The sequence below is a fragment of the Sphingobacterium sp. UBA1498 genome (genome assembly GCF_002325125.1).
In the GTDB taxonomy this organism is placed as follows: Bacteria; Bacteroidota; Bacteroidia; order Sphingobacteriales; family Sphingobacteriaceae; genus Sphingobacterium.
The window spans coordinates 20,229-38,489 of the sequence record NZ_DCRG01000011.1 but is presented as its reverse complement, the minus strand read 5'-3'; the positions used below and the strand labels follow the sequence as shown (position 1 = coordinate 38,489).

Here is an 18,261-nt window from a genome sequence, read left to right as displayed (position 1 = left end):
GGGATTGACAATGCAACAATTACATATTAAATTTGGGGATATAATTAAAGCCTTGGGCAACTCCATTTAGGGTTCGCACTCGAGGCTTTCAGCCTCTGAGCACGAACCCTAAAAGGAGTGATGTGACACAGTTCAGTTTACACTACCCAGGCTTCCGGAAGCTAGTGTTTCAGCACCATCAAAAAAGTAATTAGAATGAAAAAAAATACATCACTATGGATTATTGTAAAGTTTTCTTTGCTTATAGTTTCTTTTTATACACTTATAGATCTTATTAGTGGGAAAATTAAGTGGTCTGAAATTCCATCACATGCGCTAGATCTTATAATACGACTTTTTGTTAGTTTTTTTATAATATCAATTATATATTTTATAATTGTTAAAGTATTCCGAATTAAATTGTGATAGAATAGGAATAGAAGATGTCTAATTTTTGAAAAAAATATTTGTAAATTTTTTCAAATGAGCTTGAGTATATGAACTTTACTTCAAAAGTTGGATAAAGATAAAAACTAGCTGCAGAGATGAGTCCGATATTTTATCGGACTCATTCTATTTTAATATTTTTTATATCAAGATGAATTATTCGCATTTTTATTAAATTGTCATTTTTTACTCTAATTAAATATGGTGTGAAAAATTCTTTTTTATTAAAAGCTGGCATTAATTTATCAGCCGGTGCACTGTACATTGCAGTATGTGGCACCACAATAAAAAAACAAATTACCTACTTTATTTTTATACATTAATTCGCTAAATTCGTCGGCGTAAAAGATATTTTATAAACAACCAAAATGAACGATTTAGAAAAGTACTTCCGGAACAACAACGATAAGTTGATCAATAAATGGATGCATTATTTTGATGTATACGACCGGCATTTCAGTAGATTTAGGGGAAAAGAGATTGTTGTATTGGAGATCGGTGTTTTTCAAGGTGGGAGCCTCCAGATGTGGAAGGACTATTTTGGTGACAAAGCGAAGATCTATGGTGTAGATATTAATCCTCATTGTAAAGAACTGGAAGAAGAAAACGTAGAAATTTTTATTGGTTCGCAATCGGATCGAAACTTCCTTCGCAAGCTAAAAAAGGAAATTCCAAAAGTAGATATCTTAATTGACGATGGTGGGCATACCATGCTACAACAGATTATTACATTTGAAGAGCTGTTTGACCATGTTAAAGACAATGGAGTCTATTTATGTGAAGACTTGCACACTTCTTATCAAGTCTTCTATGGAGGTGGGCACAAGCGAAATGGCACCTTTATCGAATACAGTAAAAATTTTATTGATTATATCAACGCTTATCATTCCGAACAACGTGGATTAAAAGTCAATGAATTTACGCGATCGGCTGACTCTGTCCACTACTATGATAGTATTGTCGTTGTTGAGAAGAAAAGACACGACAAAGCTCCTACACATATGCGAACTGGAACAGCGACAGTCCAGGACTTCGATGCAGCACCTACAGGGTTTGATGGATTAAAGTGGAAAATTAAGAAACCAGCATTAACGGTGATTAATAAGTTTCTTCGTTTCTTTCGAATCCGCGGATTTATGTGGCGTTGATCTAAAAATTTGACAATCGAGATAAAAAAAAATGGGCTGTTAGTTTAAACTAACAGCCCATTTTTTTTACCTAAATATTTTTTTCATTTTTCGAATAAAAAAGATCAACATAATCTTTTTTATTTTAATTCTAATTTTTACATTTATGGTCACATGTGTCCTAAATAAATTTTAGGAGTCGTTTTCTGTGTTACAACCATTGATTTTTTGCTCATTTGAATTTTGACCCCTACTTTTCATTCCGTGAAGATGTTCAGCTGTCCATTTTTTCCTTTGACCGGAGGCCTGACAAATGGATCATCTATCCATTTCCAGATGTTTATTTTCACGAAGATATTCATTCTGATGAATGCCACAAGATTGGAAAGATTCCAATCATATTTGGCCTTCTTTTGGAGGTACTTTAACAGTAATATGCCGATCAGTGAAGTCCAGATCTGTATCATCACTGCATTTTCAGAAGTCCCTATGAATGTCGATACTTTTAAGCGCTGCTTTAGATGCTTGAAGAAGACTTCGATATGCCAGCGTTGTTTATAGATGTTTGCCACCAAAGAAGCCTTCCATTTAGTATTATTGGTCAAAAAGTGGTACTCATTACCAGTTGTGCTGTCCCAAAAGTGGACCAGGCGTAACGGTTTGGAATTGTATTTATTGCAGGCAGCACCGGAAAGCTCAATGATCTCATCTTTAATGATTCCCTTTTCCAGGAGTGCTTCACTCTGATATGATTTGATAACCTTGTAATTCATGTTGGTTTTACTCCTGGTAACGAAATAACAGCCCCTGCTGTCCAAATCCCCAAGCCAGCTGTAATCCACGTAGCCACGGTCCACTACCACCACGCTTCCCTTAGAAAAACTGTAACTACCGGCCCGCTGGCTCTCATGTACTTTTCCATCGGTAACCTGCATAAAAACAGGCAGGCAGCCATCATAATCCAGAACGGTGTGCAGTTTTACCGCACCTTTGGTGCTCCTGAATTTAGCCCAGTCAAATACAGATAGACATAAGGGGATGATGCTGGCATCCATCAGATAAACTTTACGCTTTAGCTGACCAAGATCTTTGCGAAAATGGGTGTCCTTTTGCCAAAGCCTATCCAAAACAGAATAGTAAAGATCTTTGAAAAGTTCATGGGTACGGTGTGTGTTGATATAGGATATATTAGACTTACTTGGAGCTCTTACTACACCTAAGTGGTTCAGATTACCATTGGTACTGCGTAGACCGTTACTAATATCACGAACCGAATCTGCCGAGGAAAAATGACAGAAAAGCATACTGACTAGATGCGTCCAGCTGTTGATCCCTTTCTGATGTTTGTCACTTTTGTGCTTTGAAACCAAATCTTTGAATAATTCGCGGTCGATAAGAGATAAAATCTGACTAAAAACATTTAAATTTATCATGGCGGTGTGTTATAATTTTGCGATTTAAATATAGCAACTTTGCTATATCCAAACACCGCCACTTTTTAAACGTTTAGGACGCAAGTGATTTATGGTGCCAGAAGGAAGTTCTTTTATTAGCCATTTTTATCTAAGTATTTACTGTTTATTATTCTGCTAAACAATATTGCGTTTCAAATTATTTTACCAGTCAGTTTCTATCATCTTATAAAAGATCATTAAAATTAGATTTATACAATCTAGTGCTTGTTATAAAATATCGATAACAAGCTATATCTGGTGTTTGTGTGTTTTGAAATAAATTTAACTTAGTATAATATGAATAGATTGTTGACCTATTTCTCTCTAATGGGATTATTTTTTGCAGGTAATTCTGCAGTTGCACAAGTAGCAGTTTCATCTTCCAACGACATCGGTATAGGTACAGCGTCGCCTACATTTCCGCTTCAATTTAGCAAGCCGCAAATTCGTTTTACTTCTTTCGGAAATTATGGTGCAGGAACAAATGCATTGCATATTGATATGCAACAGACTGACCCCCGAATAAATAGTGTTAACAAAGTAGTTTTCTATAATCTAACCAGCACTGGTCATGTAGACGTAGAAGCCCGATCGTTTATTCAGGTATCAGACGAGCGATTAAAAACAAATATTAAACGCATCGCGACAACTACTGAAACAGGGAAAAGTGCTTTAGGTAAGGTACTCCAGCTCAACGGCTATTCTTATGACTGGAAAGAAGGAATGGTACAACGTTCCGCAAGCGGAGGAGGCAATAATCATCAAATTGGATTTTTAGCTCAGGAAGTTGAGAAAATTATCCCAGAAGCCGTTGTTACTGCAGATAGTTCAGGCGTCAAAGCAATGTCCTATAATTATATCATTCCTTATTTAGTGGAGGCAATCAAAGAACAGCAGAAGACTATTGAAGAATTAAAAGCACTTGTTGCGGGTAGGCAAGGTGGTGGTACAAGTACGCTAATTGCTCCTGCTGTAGGTGTAACTAAAAGAGAAGACTAGTAACTAGTAATAAGCTGTTGAAATAGGAAACCTAAACATTTCCAGTTAGTAGGCAGATCTTTCTATAATAACTTTTTTAGAAGATGCCCATAGGCTGTAAACGATATTGTTTTTGTGGTTGTATGTACTATTGTAAATTAGTTAATAATTTAAATTACTGACAGTTACATTTTAAAGTTTTTCCTTCATCGCTTTCTGACCAATATAAATGTAATGCCCTATGGCTATCTTATTGGGATTTAACGTCTCCAGATTAATCTAGAATTAATGAAAAGAAAAAGAAAAATATTCGCGTTGGTTTGTCTCAGTGCAACACTATACCAGACTTTTAGCCCCTTGACGGCTCTTGCTTTGACGACGGGGCCGCAATCGCCAGATGCCACAAGTTTTGAACCTACAGATACTTCAACAATGGTCAACCCCGTTACAGGGGATTTTGTCTACAATGTACCTTTGATGGAGGTTCCCGGACCAGAAGGAAGTTATCCATTGTCGCTATCTTATCATGCGGGAATTAATCCAGAGCAAGAAAGTAGTTGGGTAGGTTTGGGATGGACGCTTAATCCCGGTTCTGTTACACGCAGTGTAAACGGCTTTCCAGACGATTGGGCAAACATACAAGGCAGTCGCAGGGATTATTGGGAAGGGGGGGTGACAAACACGACTTCAGTGGGTGTAAATATACCAGTCATTAATGTGTCTGCCGATGTTACTGTAATTAAAGATACATATCTTGGAGTGGGGGTAGGGTGGAACGTTGCCTATTCTTTTGGTATAGGGAAAAAAGGCTCAGGTATTATGGCTAGTATTGGTGTAGGATCTAATCCATATAGTGATGGATTTTCAGTTACAGGAGGATTGTCGGCTGGATCGGTCGGCTTGACGGCTTCTTTAGGTGAAAATGCTTCTGTAGGTATATCTGCTTCCGTATTTAATATTTTAGGAGCAACTTTATCTACAAATGGAGCGTCAGCCTCATTTTCACTTCCTATTGAAAGTCAATTGTCAAATAGTAAAGAAGGTTTGATTCAGACGGAAACAAGTAAAAATGGACTTAATCTAATACTTTTTAATTACTCTAATACAAGAACGAGATATTGGTCCGATGAAACAGAGTCGAGTAGCATTTATGGTGCTTTAAATTCAAAATCTTTTAGTGGACTATTAACAAATAATTCCTTGATCAATGATATTTATCAACTACCTAATGAAAATTCGGTTTTCTTTACAAATCCGGAAAAATTTCAAGGGGGGGCTTTCCCAGCTTTCGATAACTATGAAGTTACAGGTCAAGGGATAGGTGGGGTAGTCCGACCATACCTTTACCAGGGATCTCTTTCAAAGCAGAATGTATTTGAGAGAGAAGGGACAAATCCAGCAAAAATGACTGTTCAGTATGCAAACAATTCAAAGGTGTCCAATAATTTAGGCTTCCGATTTGTTGGTGACTTTTCTAATACATTGCAGCAAGCTAACAATGCTTTTGCTACAAACGCTACAACTATTACCACCGGAAGCCTTCCATTTACGGCTCCATTTGGAGCAGATGCAAATTGGGGTGGGGGGTATAATGCGACGAACCAAGTACTCACGGGATCTAAATCGATTCAATATTTTAAAGTTGATGCAAACGGAAATGTAATCGTCCCTAATAGTAATGTTAAGTTTATTCATCCGGTGGCGTTGGGCCTAGATAGAAAAAAACATCTTGGTGCGCTTGCAGCAGGAACGACCAGCAATGGAATAACAGGTTTTGCTATTACAAATGAGAGCGGTGTAACTTACCACTACAATCTCCCCGCATACTCATATGAAGAGGAAAGCTATCAAGAAAATAGGGGAAAGGCTAATGGACTTAAATTCAATAGACAGACTAAAAGTTCTGGTTATGCTTACATATGGCATTTGACTGCTGTAACAGGGCCTGATTATGTTGATCGAGGCACTATAGGTGTGCTTGATGATGCGGATTATGGATATTGGGTAAGTTTCGAATACGGAAAGTGGTCAGATGAATTTATTTGGAGAAATCCTGCTGACGGGTTTATGATCAATTTTGATCAAAATTTTCAAACAATAGCACTCGGAAAAAAAGAGGTTTATTATTTAAACGCAATAAAAACAAGAACGCATACTGCACTATTTGAAAAAGAAAGTCGCAATGATGGAAAAAGCGCTTCAAAAGAGTCCTTTAATAAAAACTGGTCTTCACAAAACAACGTATCTACGGATTACAATAACACAGGTATTTATAATATAAACTCAAATCAAAGTCTTCGATTGAGTCATGTCTACATTCTAAAAAATAATGCCGCAGTTGGGTTAAATGAAGGTATCGGAGGAACAGCAGGTATGATTCCTGCAGGAAGGACAGTGGACTGTTCTCAATGTGAATTACCTAATAATACATTGGATAAAAATGATGTGAATGCCTATGGGCGATCACAGTTGGAATCTAATTCCCTTAGAGTAATTGATTTGAATTACGATTATTCACTGGCTAAGGGGACTGTTACAAGTTTTGATTTTTCTAACCCGTCTACAAAATTGGGTAAGCTTACTTTAAAGTCTCTAAAAACAAGGGGAAAAGGGGGGGCGAATATTCTCCCAGCTGTGGAATTTGGCTATAATCTACTGCCGGAAGAGCAAGGAAAAGCTCAAGGAACAGTTACTACAGGAAGTATAACTGGAGTTGCAGTAGGTTACCAGATAGGCGATCTTATCGAAACTGATGAAGTTAATCCTATCTATTGTGGATATATTGATAGAATTACTCAATCAAATGGAACTTTTAGTTATGAACTGAAGGGTGGGGCTAGTATAACAAATCCTGGCTTAAAGAATATTCGTAAAACCAAAAATCCTCCCTACAAAAAGGACTTTTATGATTTTTGGGGAATGTTCAAATCTGATTATGAATTTAATTTTGAGCCTAATTTTGCTAGAATGCCTACAAAAAGATCAATACGTTCTGTAGATGTGTGGTCGTTGAGGACGATTAAAACAACTACAGGAGCAACAGTGAATATTGATTATGAGGGGCACGATTTTGAAAAAGCTTCATACGGAGTGAATAGACCTTTTTGGTTTGAATACCTTAGCAAGGTCTCAACTGGGATTTATAGACTTTCCAATACTAATATTAAAGATTGTTATGATTATTGTAGTGTAGGAGATGAAATTAGAGGACATATGGTTAGATCGTCAGAGAAAAAAGATCCTATATATTCTTCATTTACACCTGTAACAGATGTTATGGCAAATTTTATATTAGAGGTAGCCGCTGTAGGAAGCAATTATATTGATGTACGAATGAATCCGAGTACAGAACAATGGTTTTTCCATATAGGGGACGCAAACTATAGGAATACCAGTATGCTTGGATACAACCTTCCTGCAGTCCAACCTAAATATAATACGGTCGGAGGATCAGGAGTGCGAGTCAAATCAATAAAATTAAAAACATTAGATGGTGTGAAGATGTCCACCAATTATAATTATAAGCAAGAGAATAACATTACTTCATCCGGTATTACAATATATGAACCTTTAGGGTTCGAACCTTTTAGGTATGCGCATTTATTTTCTGCCGCTGATAAAGATTATTATGATGCTATGTTTAATGAGGGCTTATTTGCCTCTACCAAATTCACTTCAGAGCTACCTGGACCAAGTGTGATGTATGCTAGGGTGGAAACATCAACAGAAACGATTTATCCAGACGCAACTTTATCCCCTTCAGCGGGCAAGTCGGTAATGGAGTTTATGACGTTTGCTGATCTGAAGATCGATAAATCCACTCTTAATCGGGATATAAATAGCGGTGTTTCTACCAGAAATTATGTTCTTCGCAAATTTATGTCTCTGCTGGGATCTCCAAAAGGTATAGTTAATTATGACGGTAACGGTAAGCTAACCAAGCGTGTTGTCAACCAGTATCTGCATGAAGGTATCACTGGTGATTTCTTTGAAGAGTATAAAACTAGACTGCAAAAATTTGGTTATCAAGGATTGATAACAGAAAGATTTTCTGAAGCAAAAAAAGTTTTAAATGCAGATAACACCTGGCAGACCCTGGGTACGATGACAGCTCGTGAGGATTATCCGCTGGTGAATATCGGTACGGTAGAATACGATTATATCCACAATACCAAGACCTCGACAAAGGTGAATGCCTTTGATTTCTACAGTGGTGCCGTTACGGAGTCTATCACAACGGATTCCTACGGCAACAGCTTTTTGAGCCAGAGCACACCGGCCTACCGGGATTTTGCTGCGATGGGCCCGAGCCAGCTTGACGGGACGAAGAAGAACATGCTGACGCAGGTTTCTGCGAGCAATGTTTACCGCCTGAATGCGAGCGGTGTCAAGGAGCACCTGGTCTCTGCAAGTTACAATGTGTGGAGCAACGGGGGATCTGTCCTTGACGGGAGCGGCAACGCTATTGTCCAGAACAGTGCGGCTACCAATGGTGATGTCTGGCGCCAGACGTCGGGATATGTATGGATGCCCTCGAGTGTTGCTGCCAACGGTATGACAGCCGTGGCGAGTTTTGTAGCTTTTCCGGGCAGCAATCCTGCCGGTGCAAATGCGGCATGGAAGCGGAACAGCGATGTGGTTTTGATGGATACCTATAGCCACGTGCTGAGCATGCGGGATTTCAAGAACAACTACGTGAGCACGCGCTACGGTTACAACAATGCCAAGCCGGTGCTGAGCGGTACCTTTGCCAAATATGGGGAGATTGCCTTCAGCGGGGCTGAGGACGAGAATATCAGCAATGCTAAGAAGTTTGAGGTTGGTAAGGGTACAGGTACTGTTTCCGCTGCAGCATTCCACACGGGCAGTAAGAGCATCCAACTGGCGGCTGGCCAGACCGGTTTTGACTACAGTGTTGCTGTGTCCGAGCTGACTGCTGCACGTACGTATACGGCCAGTGTGTGGGTGAACAACCAGGCGGCCCATAATGTGAAGCTGTACTATCAGCTTGACGGCGTACAGAAAACGGTCTCGGCAGCCTCTACTGTGAGCACTAAAACCTCGGGCAACTGGACACTGGTCACATTTGACATCACGCTGAGCGGTGGTACCACGGTACGTGTGTTTGCCAAGAATGACGGTACCGGTACGAGTTATGTTGATGATTTCCGTTTCCATCCAAAAAATAGCGTAAGCTTGGCCTCGGTGTACGATGCAGCGACGGGTGAGCTGACCTACAGCCTAGACCGTAACAACCTCTATACGCGGTATGAATATAATGCGATGGGGCAGCTAGTTGCGACCTACCGTGAGCAGTTCGGCCGTACGCCTTACAAGGTTTCGGAGACGCAGCTGAACTATAGTACCAGGAGTTTTAACGGACTGTCGAACTAAGGTTGTTAACCAAAGATGAAAAGAGAACAAAGACGAACATACAGGTGGGCAGCAAAAGCTGCTGCCCCCTACGCTATAGCGCTGCTGTGCCTTACAGGTTTGAGCGCACAGGGGCAGACACAGATCATTACCCCCGACCCGATCGTTTTCCCTCCAGCGGGCCAGAGCAGCTATGTGCTGTCCCCGGGGCAGAGCCTGGTTGCGCGGAGCGGTCAGTCGGTGACGCTGAATGCGGGTACGACGGTTCAGTCCGGTGCCACGGCATTATTTGAGGTGGACCCGACGATCACAGGTCCCATTAACAACAACCCGAATGCGGACATGAACTGGATCCTTGGGCGGAGCTTCAATGCTGCGGGCCAGGTGGTTTCCGAGGGCAAGGTGTTTTATGACGACCTGGGCAAGGTGCTGCAGACGCAGAGCCGGAACCTGGAGGCGGGAATCGTTTTGGCGAGCGAGCCCTTGTATTCGGTCTATGGCGGGGCTGTAGGGAGTACACTTTCGGCACCGATCGGTGGGAATGAGCTTTTGTATAAGACGAAGTTTTTTACCAATGGTACAGGTACAGCCTATACGTTCCGCAATTTTGGGCGTTACCTGAACAGTGCGGGGACGAAGGTCGACAAGACCTCGAGCGGGGATGCTGTGAACGGGAGCACCACGGGTACGGTCGGCTGGTACTACAGCGCCTCCAATACCCTGGATGCATACCAGGATATCACGACCCATCCCTATTCGCTGGGCACGGATGCCTCCAATGGGAGCGGTATCTTCAGCCGCACGGCCGGAGTCGGCAATGAACTGCGGATGGGCAAGAACCGTGAGGCGGTTTCTTTTTCGGTCCCTGTGACCAAGGAACTTGAGCTATATGAGAGCATCCGGAGCAAGTATTTTACGGATGCTGAGGTCGGTGGCCGTACGGCAGTGGACTCGGCAGTCCGGGTGATGTCGGTCAGCCTGGATGCAGATAGGAATGTGGGAATCTCAGTCTCTATAGATGATCGTCCTGTGCTTTCGGCCCTGGCCGGTACGGAGCTGACTGTTGCCAAGACGGTGAATGTTGCTGCAAACAGCAATGCATATTTTCCGGTACTTGCCTCGCAGTCGGTTAGTTTCAGCGGCGCGGCTTCGAGCCTGGTGAACTATGTATTGAACGAAGCCGTGACAAGTGTTTCCACGGGAGCGGTGACGCTGGGCAAGGGGCTTTATGAGCTGCGGACGACTACCGGGGCACAGGCGGTAAGTTACAGCCTTGGTCTGGGCACGATCTCGATGCACTTCTATGACCAGCTGGGCCGTCTGCGTGCGAGCATCCCGCCCGAGGGTGTGAAGAAGCTGCTGAACGGGGGGCTGGCGAATTATGCCACGCTGGCGAGTGTGCCTTATGTAAAGACCTTCGAGTACAATGCGCAGGGACTGCTAGCAGCGAGCACAAGCCCTGACCAGGGGCGTTCGGAGCTGAAGTATAATACCGAGGGTAAGATCCGTTTCTCACAGAACGCTTTACAGAAACAGAAGGGCAGCTACAGCTATACCAACTATGATACTTACGGAAGAGCACTGCAGTCTGGAGAATACCTTCCCACGGGTACGGGGATCAAGTTTGAGGACCTCACGCAAGCGATGCTGGACGCAGCTGGTCTTCCTTCCACTGCTGGTACGCAGAGCGATGTGAGCGAGATCCAGTACGATGTGGCCAATACCACGCACGGAGTTGCGGGTTATGTACAGGATGCCTACTTTTTGGGCGGCGCTGTAAGTTATACGGCCAAATACAGCCTTTTGACCAACAACGTGAAGGATGCCACCAAACTGGTGAGCCGCAGGTGGTACAGCTATGACGGTGACGGTAATGTGTCCTGGACGATCAGCAATGTCACTGGCCTTGGCAATAAGACAATGGACTACAGTTACGACGAGTTTGGCCGGGTGACCAAATCGGTGTACCAGAAGAATACGGCAGCGGAGACCTTTGTGCACTATTATGAGTATGACCTGAACGGTAAGCTGAAAACAGTGTATACCAATACAACTGACAATATTTCCAGCAGGGTGCTGCATGCCAAATATATCTACGCTATAACGGGAGGATTGAAACGTGTTGAATATGGCGATAAGCTGCAGGGGGTGGATTATGTGTATACGGTTGACGGCAAGCTCAAGAGCATCAACTGTTAATTCTCATTAGAATGCCCCCACTGATTCTCATTAAAATGCCCCCACTAATATGCAAAAATAATCATTCATTATCCTGATCATCTGAGATTTCGTTTTCCTGCTTTCGAGGGCGCCCTCTTCTAGTCCTTGCGGTATCTTCACCAGGAAAAAGATCCTGTAGTTCGATAAGATTTTTTACGCGATAGCTGTTCCCATTAAGTTTTACAATTGTTGCATGATGGACAATCCTATCTATAATAGCAGAAGCAATTACCCTGTCACCGAAGAGGTTTCCCCAGTCTTCAAAGTTTCGGTTTGTGGTGATGATCATAGACCCCGTTTCGTACCTCCTGCGAACGATCTCAAAGAAATCTTCCAGACTGTTCTGCGGCATTTTTTTGAAGCCCAGCTCATCAAGTATCAGCAGGTCAGGCTTTAGATAACGCTGCAATACGGACTGGTAACTTCCGTCTGCCCTTGATGCGAACAGTTTTTCGACCATTTCATTTGTGTGTGCAAACAGTACTTTTTTACCTCTTTTGACCGCTTCAAGCCCGATCGCATGGGCCAGGTGGGTTTTCCCGACACCGGGTTTCCCCATGAATATAGCATTGGAGCGCTGTTCTATGAACCGGCAGGAAGCCAGGTCAAATAATAGCCTTCTGTCCAGGTCCGGCTGGTAACTCAGGTCATAACTGTCCAGGATCTTTTGCGTATCCAGCCGGGATTCCTTTAGCCTGGACTGATAGCCATTGGACTGTCTTTTTACTATTTCATCTTCGATGAGCAGCTCCAGAAATTCAAGGTAGCTGATCTGTTTTTCCAGGGCATGCCTATTCCTCATTTCAAGGTTCTGGGCCATCGTGGCCAATTTTAGCTGGCGTAAATTTGCTAATAATGTTTCCATATTATTTATTTCAGTTTGTTAATCTGTCGTATAGTCCGAGTTCGTGTTCGTATTCGCTGGAATATACCATAGGAGACATTTCCTCGTAATTTTGCTTGTAAAGCTCGTTCTCGCAGATCCGTTTGACCTGCTGGTAGCTGAAGGCTCTGTAATGGAGCGCGCGCTTACATGACAGATCGATCTGGACGTCGGTAAACCGCTTTTTTAATTTAAGTATCCCGCGGGTCATCGGGCTCCAGTGGGTAGGCACCTCCGCCAGAAGATGTTCAAAGAAAAGCAGTGCAGAAGGTCCGATACTTCCCATTAGCCGCTTATATTCTTCTCTGCTGATATTCTTTTTATAATCCGGACGGTGTTCCTCCAGAGAAACGTACATGCCCATCTGTCCGCTTACCTGATGGAGTGCAATGCGGGTGCTGCCGTCAAATATTTTTAGGCAGGTACCGTTGCTTTCGAGCCTGACGGTTCTGCCCGCATAGGCAGCGGGCACCGAATAGTAATTATGGCGGTAGCTCACGTGTGCCAGCCGGGTGACTTTTCTGGATCCGACCTCCAGGATTTCATATCGCACCGGGGGCAATGCAAGCAGTGCATGCTTTTCATACTGTTCAAATACGGCAAGAGGGATACGGCGCGTGGTTCCGTGTACGCGCTTATTGCATGTCTCTTCGTTCCAGACCTTCAGCCCGCACAGCAGATCTTCATAGCCATTGCCATCGAAGCCCTTTAAAAAATTGTTTTTTACATATTTGATAGATGATTCAACTTTGCCCTTGTCCTGTGGACGGCGTGGCCTGCACGCAATTCCTGCACAGCTGTAGTAGGAAAGAAATTCAGAATATTGGCGCTGGAGCTCCGGTTCGTAAAGATCCGGAATGGTCACCCCAGATTTCAGGTTGTCAAGTTTGACAGTTCGCGGAACACCCCCAAAATACTCGAAAGCTTTGATATGGCAGTCCAGAAATTCGTCCACCCGCTGGCTGGTCACCAGTTTATAAAAGCTGTAACGGCTATGGGAGAGAACCATGGAAAACACCCATACTTTTACAGGGCGGCCATTCCTGCGGAAAGTACCCATATATCCGAAATCCACCTGCGCTTCTTCTCCCGGATCGCTGTGCAGCGGCACAAAAACCTCCTGCTTCTTTAATCTCTCGATACTTCTGGCGACACTGGGATAAGATATATCTAAACCGTGCTGCTCATGCAGGCGCTGGTGGATAAGTATAGCGCTCAGTCCCATCTCCTTATATACCTGAATGTCATCGAGATAATCGTCCAGCAGCTTTGGCCTTACCTGAGGCAAAGGTTCCTCTAGCCCACGCTCAAGGGCTTTCTGTATCCGGGAAACGGTCTTGCGGCACATCCCAAGTTCTGATGCTATCTCCCGTATCGATTTCCCGTGGGATAGCAGTGTTTTTATCGTATTATACATTGCCACTTTATACATAATGTCGGACTTTAATACTCCGACAAGTTAAACCTTAATTAAAAACTTAAGGTGGTGGCATTTTAGTGAGAATATATGGGGGTGTTTTAGTGAGAATTAACAATCAACAACGCAAATGTTGGTGCCAATGGGGCGAATGATCCCGGTAAGGACGGTACGGGCAATGGTTTTGCGACAGATGTGTTCAGCCAGAACATGGAGTATTACACCAATGATTACCTGCGTACAGGTACCAATATCAATGGTGTCCAAAATGCATCAGCCCCTGGGAAATACAGTGGTCTGATAAATGGTATCGGCTGGCAGACACAGGTAACACCGTCAAATACCGTGGTTGATCCTTCGGCGATGAATATCTACACCTATGATACCAAGGGACAGCTATTGTCCAATATCTGGGGTACCCCGGATTATGCGACCAAGGTGTTTACGGGAACGGCCAACGTGAACCAGGAGAAGGGGATCAGTTATGACGGCCACGGGAACCTGCTGAAATTGCAACGGACCAATGGTGCGGGTACCTTGGTAAACAACTTTACCTACAACTATCAGGCGGGCACCAACAAGCTGAGCTCGGTGACCGGTTATGCGACATATACTTATGATTCGAACGGCCAGCTGGCCTCGCAGGTGAAGGGAACAGTGGGCATGTACCTGGACTATGATGTCTCGGGCAAGGTGACAAGTATCTACAGTGATGCGGCGAAGTCGGTGATAATGCTTAGCTTTGCCTATGACGAGGGTGGTAACCGGATCATGAAGAAGGACCACCGGACAAATGCAGTGACCTGGTACAGTTACAATGATGCGGGCACGTTGCTGGCGGTGTTTGAGAGCAAAAATGGCGGGGCACTGCAGCTGATCGAGCAGCCGGTGTACGGATCAGACAGGCTGGGCATGCTGAACAGGCTGGGAGGAAACTACAGCTATACGCTGACGGACCATCTGGGCAATACAAGGGCAATTATCAACCGGAACAAGCTGCCCGGAGGTTTTGCGGATGTACAGTACAATGCGGACTATTATCCGTATGGTATGGAGGCCCGTTCAGCGGGTATAGACAGCCGTTATGGATATCAGGGGCTATATGCGGAGAAGGACAAGGAGACCGGATGGAACAACTTTGAGCTGAGGAACTATGACCCGGCAGTAGGACGTTGGCTGACAATGGATCCGATGGGTCAATATATTTCTCCTTATGTGGGTATGGGGAATAACCCAGTGAGCATGTTCGATCCTAGCGGTGGCTGGAGTGATGGTGGTCCTGGTAAAATCGCATGGACAGTAAAATTGAATGAGGTTGTTGTAAATGCAAGGAAGTCGGTATTTAATTCTAGTTTTGTCAAATCTTTAAGGAATTTTCAGACGAACGCGAGTGCCTGGGCTCAGCGGCAGAGTGACATCACCACCCAGATGAGCCGTACCTTTGCGTATGTTACCCAGTCGAGCCGGGATCATATTCGTGGGACCCTAACACCATTATACCAAATATATGGAACGATGGTGTCGATGGGGGGAGGTCAAGCTGGTTATACAAGAGGTTGGATAGGGTTTTCAAAAGGTGTTGAGGTCGTAGAAAATGTTATTAATACGGTTGAAGAAGTTAAGATCATTGAAAATGTGCACGTTGGGGCAATGCAAGGATTGCGTTCTTTTTCCGGGACGGAGAAGGCTATGCAATCAGGTGCTACACCAAATTCGATATATACATATCTAAGTAAAGATGGAAAGGCAGTTTCCAATTATATATATAATGGAGAAGGGAAAGTTATATATCAAGTAGATTTCGGAAAACATGGAAAATTTTTATCCGGTCATGGACATGAAATGCTTACTCCAGGAGAACTTGGAAGTGGTCATACTAATCATATTCCATGGAATGACGTTCCTAGTGAATATTTAAAAATACCTAATGGAGTACAATATTCAGTTCCTCCTGGGGCAATAAAATAAAATTATATGTTTACGGAAATAAAAAATAAATATGAAAATTTTTCTGATTCTCTGATTTCAGAAATAAAATACTCTCAGATTCATAGTATTAGGACGATCGAGATTATTTTAAAGTGTATGAATCGTTTTAGTAATTATGATTATGAAACTATAAAATTAATTTTCGATGATGTTATTTTCTTTCATTTTAAGGAGGAGGAGCGGTATTCAAGTACTGTGATTAATTCAGCATTTTTAAACAATGACAAAGGGATAATTGTCTTTGATTTTTTTCCTCTATTATACGCTGATAAATTGGAAGAAAATCCAGACTCAGATTTAATTGTGAAAAGCAGACTTCTATCTTATATTAAGATAGAAGACGAGCAATAATTTTATTGTAAGTGTGAAAAAGATCGTCATCAGTTGTTCAGAATCTGCGACAACTGATGATTGAGATAATCCAACCTAAGAGGTCATTATCAATGCCTATTAAACTTCTAAAGCAAAAACTGTGACAGAATACTCTAGTTTTGTTTTAGAAGAAAATTTACACAGCTGGAGTGTAATCGCAACAGCTATCTCTGTAATCCATTTCCGATCAATCCTTTGAGCTGTGTACGCTCGTGCAGATCAGCTCGAGTTTTATCAAAACTGATCTGGTTACATTAGAGCTTGAGGGTAGTAATTGGAAAGTGTCCAAATCAATCAATTCTTATAAATAGTATTCAATAGCTGGTGGTTTTTCAACTTATGTAGGCAATAAATCACTGGTGAACCATATGTTTATTTAAGGCCACGTCGTAGAATGTGGCTTTTATTTTTTCGTGTTATTGTGAGTTTATAGGTGTGCCAACGGAAATGAGTGTATATAAATGATTAAAATAAAAAAAATACATCGCTATGGATTATTGCAAAGTTTTCTTTGCTTATAGTTTCTTTTTATACACTTATGGATCTTATTAGTGGAAAAATTAAGTGTCTGAAATTCCATCACTGCGCTAGATCTTATAATACGACTTTTTGTTAGTTTTTTTATAATTTCAATTATATATTTTATAATTGTTAAAGTAATCCGAATAAAATTTTGATAGAATATGAATAGAAGAGGTCAATTTTTGAAAAAAATATGTAGATTTTTTCGACACCGTCTCATAAAGTGTGTAAGTTATAAAAATGCGGAGTTCGATCATTTCGGTAGCTGGATTTTTTAGCATTTCTTCTTTCGACCTGAATTCAAATGGTACACCAAATGCATCACCAACCGCAATGCCAAACAATGCTCCATACATTTTATTTTTCGCTTGATTAGCAGCTGTATTAGACTGTATATTCATAAATAATTTGATCGTTGATTCATATCAATATAATAAAAAATATTCACCTCCCCATTCCCGCCATTCACCGAGTTTTCCTGAGCGTTAGTCTAAAGCCGATAGGCTAGGAGAGTATTGTGTCGTAGTTTTGAGTCAACAAATAAGAACAACAGAACTAACACAATAAAATAAAGACATTATGAAAACTTTAGTAAAAACATTCACAGCAGCAGCTTTAATCGCAGTATCAACTTTCGCTATGGCAGCTGAAGGACCTGGAGCAAAAGCAACAAAAGCTAACATTAACCTTTCCACAGCAGACTTCGCTTTAGCGCACTATGTTGCGGTAACGACCGAAGGCGAATCAGCAGGGGTAGAACAATTGTTCGCCGAAGATTTCAACCAAAAGATCCAAGCTACCAATGCACAGTCTAACAGCCGTAGCGAAGTGATTAAATCCTTGAAAAAACAAAAAGGCGAGAAGCTGAACTGTACAGTGAGCACCGATATCATCGAGGAATCTGCAGACTATATGGTAGCTAAAGTAACGTTGAAATTTGAAAATTTTACCAAGACTGACCTGGTTACCTTGGAGCGCGAAGGTAATGACTGGAAAGTATCCAAATCGATCAATTCGTATAAATAGTATTTAATAACAAGTGGTTTGTCAGTAATAAAAGACAAACCACTAGTGAATCATTTGTTTATGAAGACCACGTCGGGAGATGTGGCTTTTTGTTTATTATAAATAGGGTTTAGATATTGTCATTCCTCAAGAGTTTTTTATAAAATGTATGTCGGGGAGAGAGAACCGCATAAAGCATTGCATACAGTTTGCGAGTGTTTTTACAGGCAAGGCAATTGTCTCTACGTTGTGGAGAGAATTGCAAGCGAATACGGCGCTACGTTTTCCGAGAAAAATCTGCGAAGGATAACGCAGTTTGCCAGCAATTTTCCTGATGAAAAAGAATGCCATATCATTGATACGACATTTGAGTTGGATCCGCATTCTGGCAATTATTCCTATCGAACATGCTCTTAAGTGGTTGTCTTTTTGATGACTCGAGATCCTATCTGACATTATCATTTTTTAATCATAATGCAAGGAGCTTTCTATTTG

At 42.2% G+C, this 18,261-nt stretch carries 11 protein-coding genes; 7 read left to right on the top strand and 4 right to left on the bottom strand.

What is annotated here, in order from left to right:
• Window positions 1–794: 794 nt before the first annotated feature.
• Complete coding sequence (locus B3139_RS07965; protein WP_293881665.1) at window positions 795–1,574, top strand: class I SAM-dependent methyltransferase; 780 nt, start codon at window positions 795–797, stop codon at window positions 1,572–1,574.
• 236 nt (window positions 1,575–1,810) lie between these two features.
• Here the strand turns inward: B3139_RS07965 and B3139_RS07960 are convergent, their stop codons facing one another.
• Window positions 1,811–2,986 (bottom strand): IS4 family transposase, encoded by a 1,176-nt coding sequence (locus B3139_RS07960; protein ID WP_293881663.1) that lies wholly within the window; start codon window positions 2,984–2,986, stop codon window positions 1,811–1,813.
• A 318-nt stretch (window positions 2,987–3,304) separates the two neighbouring features.
• Here B3139_RS07960 and B3139_RS07955 point away from each other — a divergent pair, with 318 nt between their 5' ends.
• The 3 genes from B3139_RS07955 to B3139_RS07945 all read left to right on the top strand — a co-directional run bounded on the left by B3139_RS07955 (window position 3,305) and on the right by B3139_RS07945 (window position 11,557).
• Entirely contained in the window at window positions 3,305–4,006 is a 702-nt protein-coding gene (locus tag B3139_RS07955) for a tail fiber domain-containing protein (RefSeq protein WP_293881661.1), read from the top strand.
• Window positions 4,007–4,273: 267 nt separating this feature from the next.
• Window positions 4,274–9,379 (top strand): hypothetical protein, encoded by a 5,106-nt coding sequence (locus tag B3139_RS07950; RefSeq protein ID WP_293881659.1) that lies wholly within the window; start codon window positions 4,274–4,276, stop codon window positions 9,377–9,379.
• A 15-nt stretch (window positions 9,380–9,394) separates the two neighbouring features.
• On the top strand, window positions 9,395–11,557 hold the full coding sequence (locus B3139_RS07945) for a hypothetical protein (protein ID WP_293881657.1): 2,163 nt from the start codon (window positions 9,395–9,397) through the stop codon (window positions 11,555–11,557).
• A gap of 61 nt (window positions 11,558–11,618) precedes the next feature.
• Here B3139_RS07945 and istB read toward each other — a convergent pair whose 3' ends face one another.
• Together istB and istA are read right to left on the bottom strand one after the other, a co-directional pair.
• The gene (gene istB, locus B3139_RS07940; protein WP_293881655.1) at window positions 11,619–12,443 is read right to left on the bottom strand and encodes an IS21-like element helper ATPase IstB; all 825 of its coding nucleotides are present in this window, start codon (window positions 12,441–12,443) and stop codon (window positions 11,619–11,621) included.
• 10 nt (window positions 12,444–12,453) lie between these two features.
• On the bottom strand, window positions 12,454–13,893 hold the full coding sequence (gene istA, locus B3139_RS07935) for an IS21 family transposase (protein ID WP_293881653.1): 1,440 nt from the start codon (window positions 13,891–13,893) through the stop codon (window positions 12,454–12,456).
• A gap of 195 nt (window positions 13,894–14,088) precedes the next feature.
• On the opposite strand from istA, the gene B3139_RS07930 reads away from it, so the two are divergent.
• Complete coding sequence (locus B3139_RS07930) at window positions 14,089–15,846, top strand: RHS repeat domain-containing protein (RefSeq protein ID WP_293881651.1); 1,758 nt, start codon at window positions 14,089–14,091, stop codon at window positions 15,844–15,846.
• A 6-nt stretch (window positions 15,847–15,852) separates the two neighbouring features.
• Entirely contained in the window at window positions 15,853–16,218 is a 366-nt protein-coding gene (locus B3139_RS07925; RefSeq protein WP_293881649.1) for a hypothetical protein, read from the top strand.
• A 650-nt stretch (window positions 16,219–16,868) separates the two neighbouring features.
• Here B3139_RS07925 and B3139_RS07920 read toward each other — a convergent pair.
• A complete protein-coding gene (locus tag B3139_RS07920; RefSeq protein WP_293881647.1) occupies window positions 16,869–17,162 on the bottom strand; it encodes a hypothetical protein in 294 nt (97 codons plus the stop codon).
• Window positions 17,163–17,340: 178 nt separating this feature from the next.
• Here B3139_RS07920 and B3139_RS07915 point away from each other — a divergent pair, with 178 nt between their 5' ends.
• Window positions 17,341–17,787, top strand: a complete 447-nt coding sequence (locus B3139_RS07915) for a nuclear transport factor 2 family protein (RefSeq protein WP_293881645.1) — start codon at window positions 17,341–17,343, stop codon at window positions 17,785–17,787.
• Window positions 17,788–18,261: the final 474 nt, after the last annotated feature.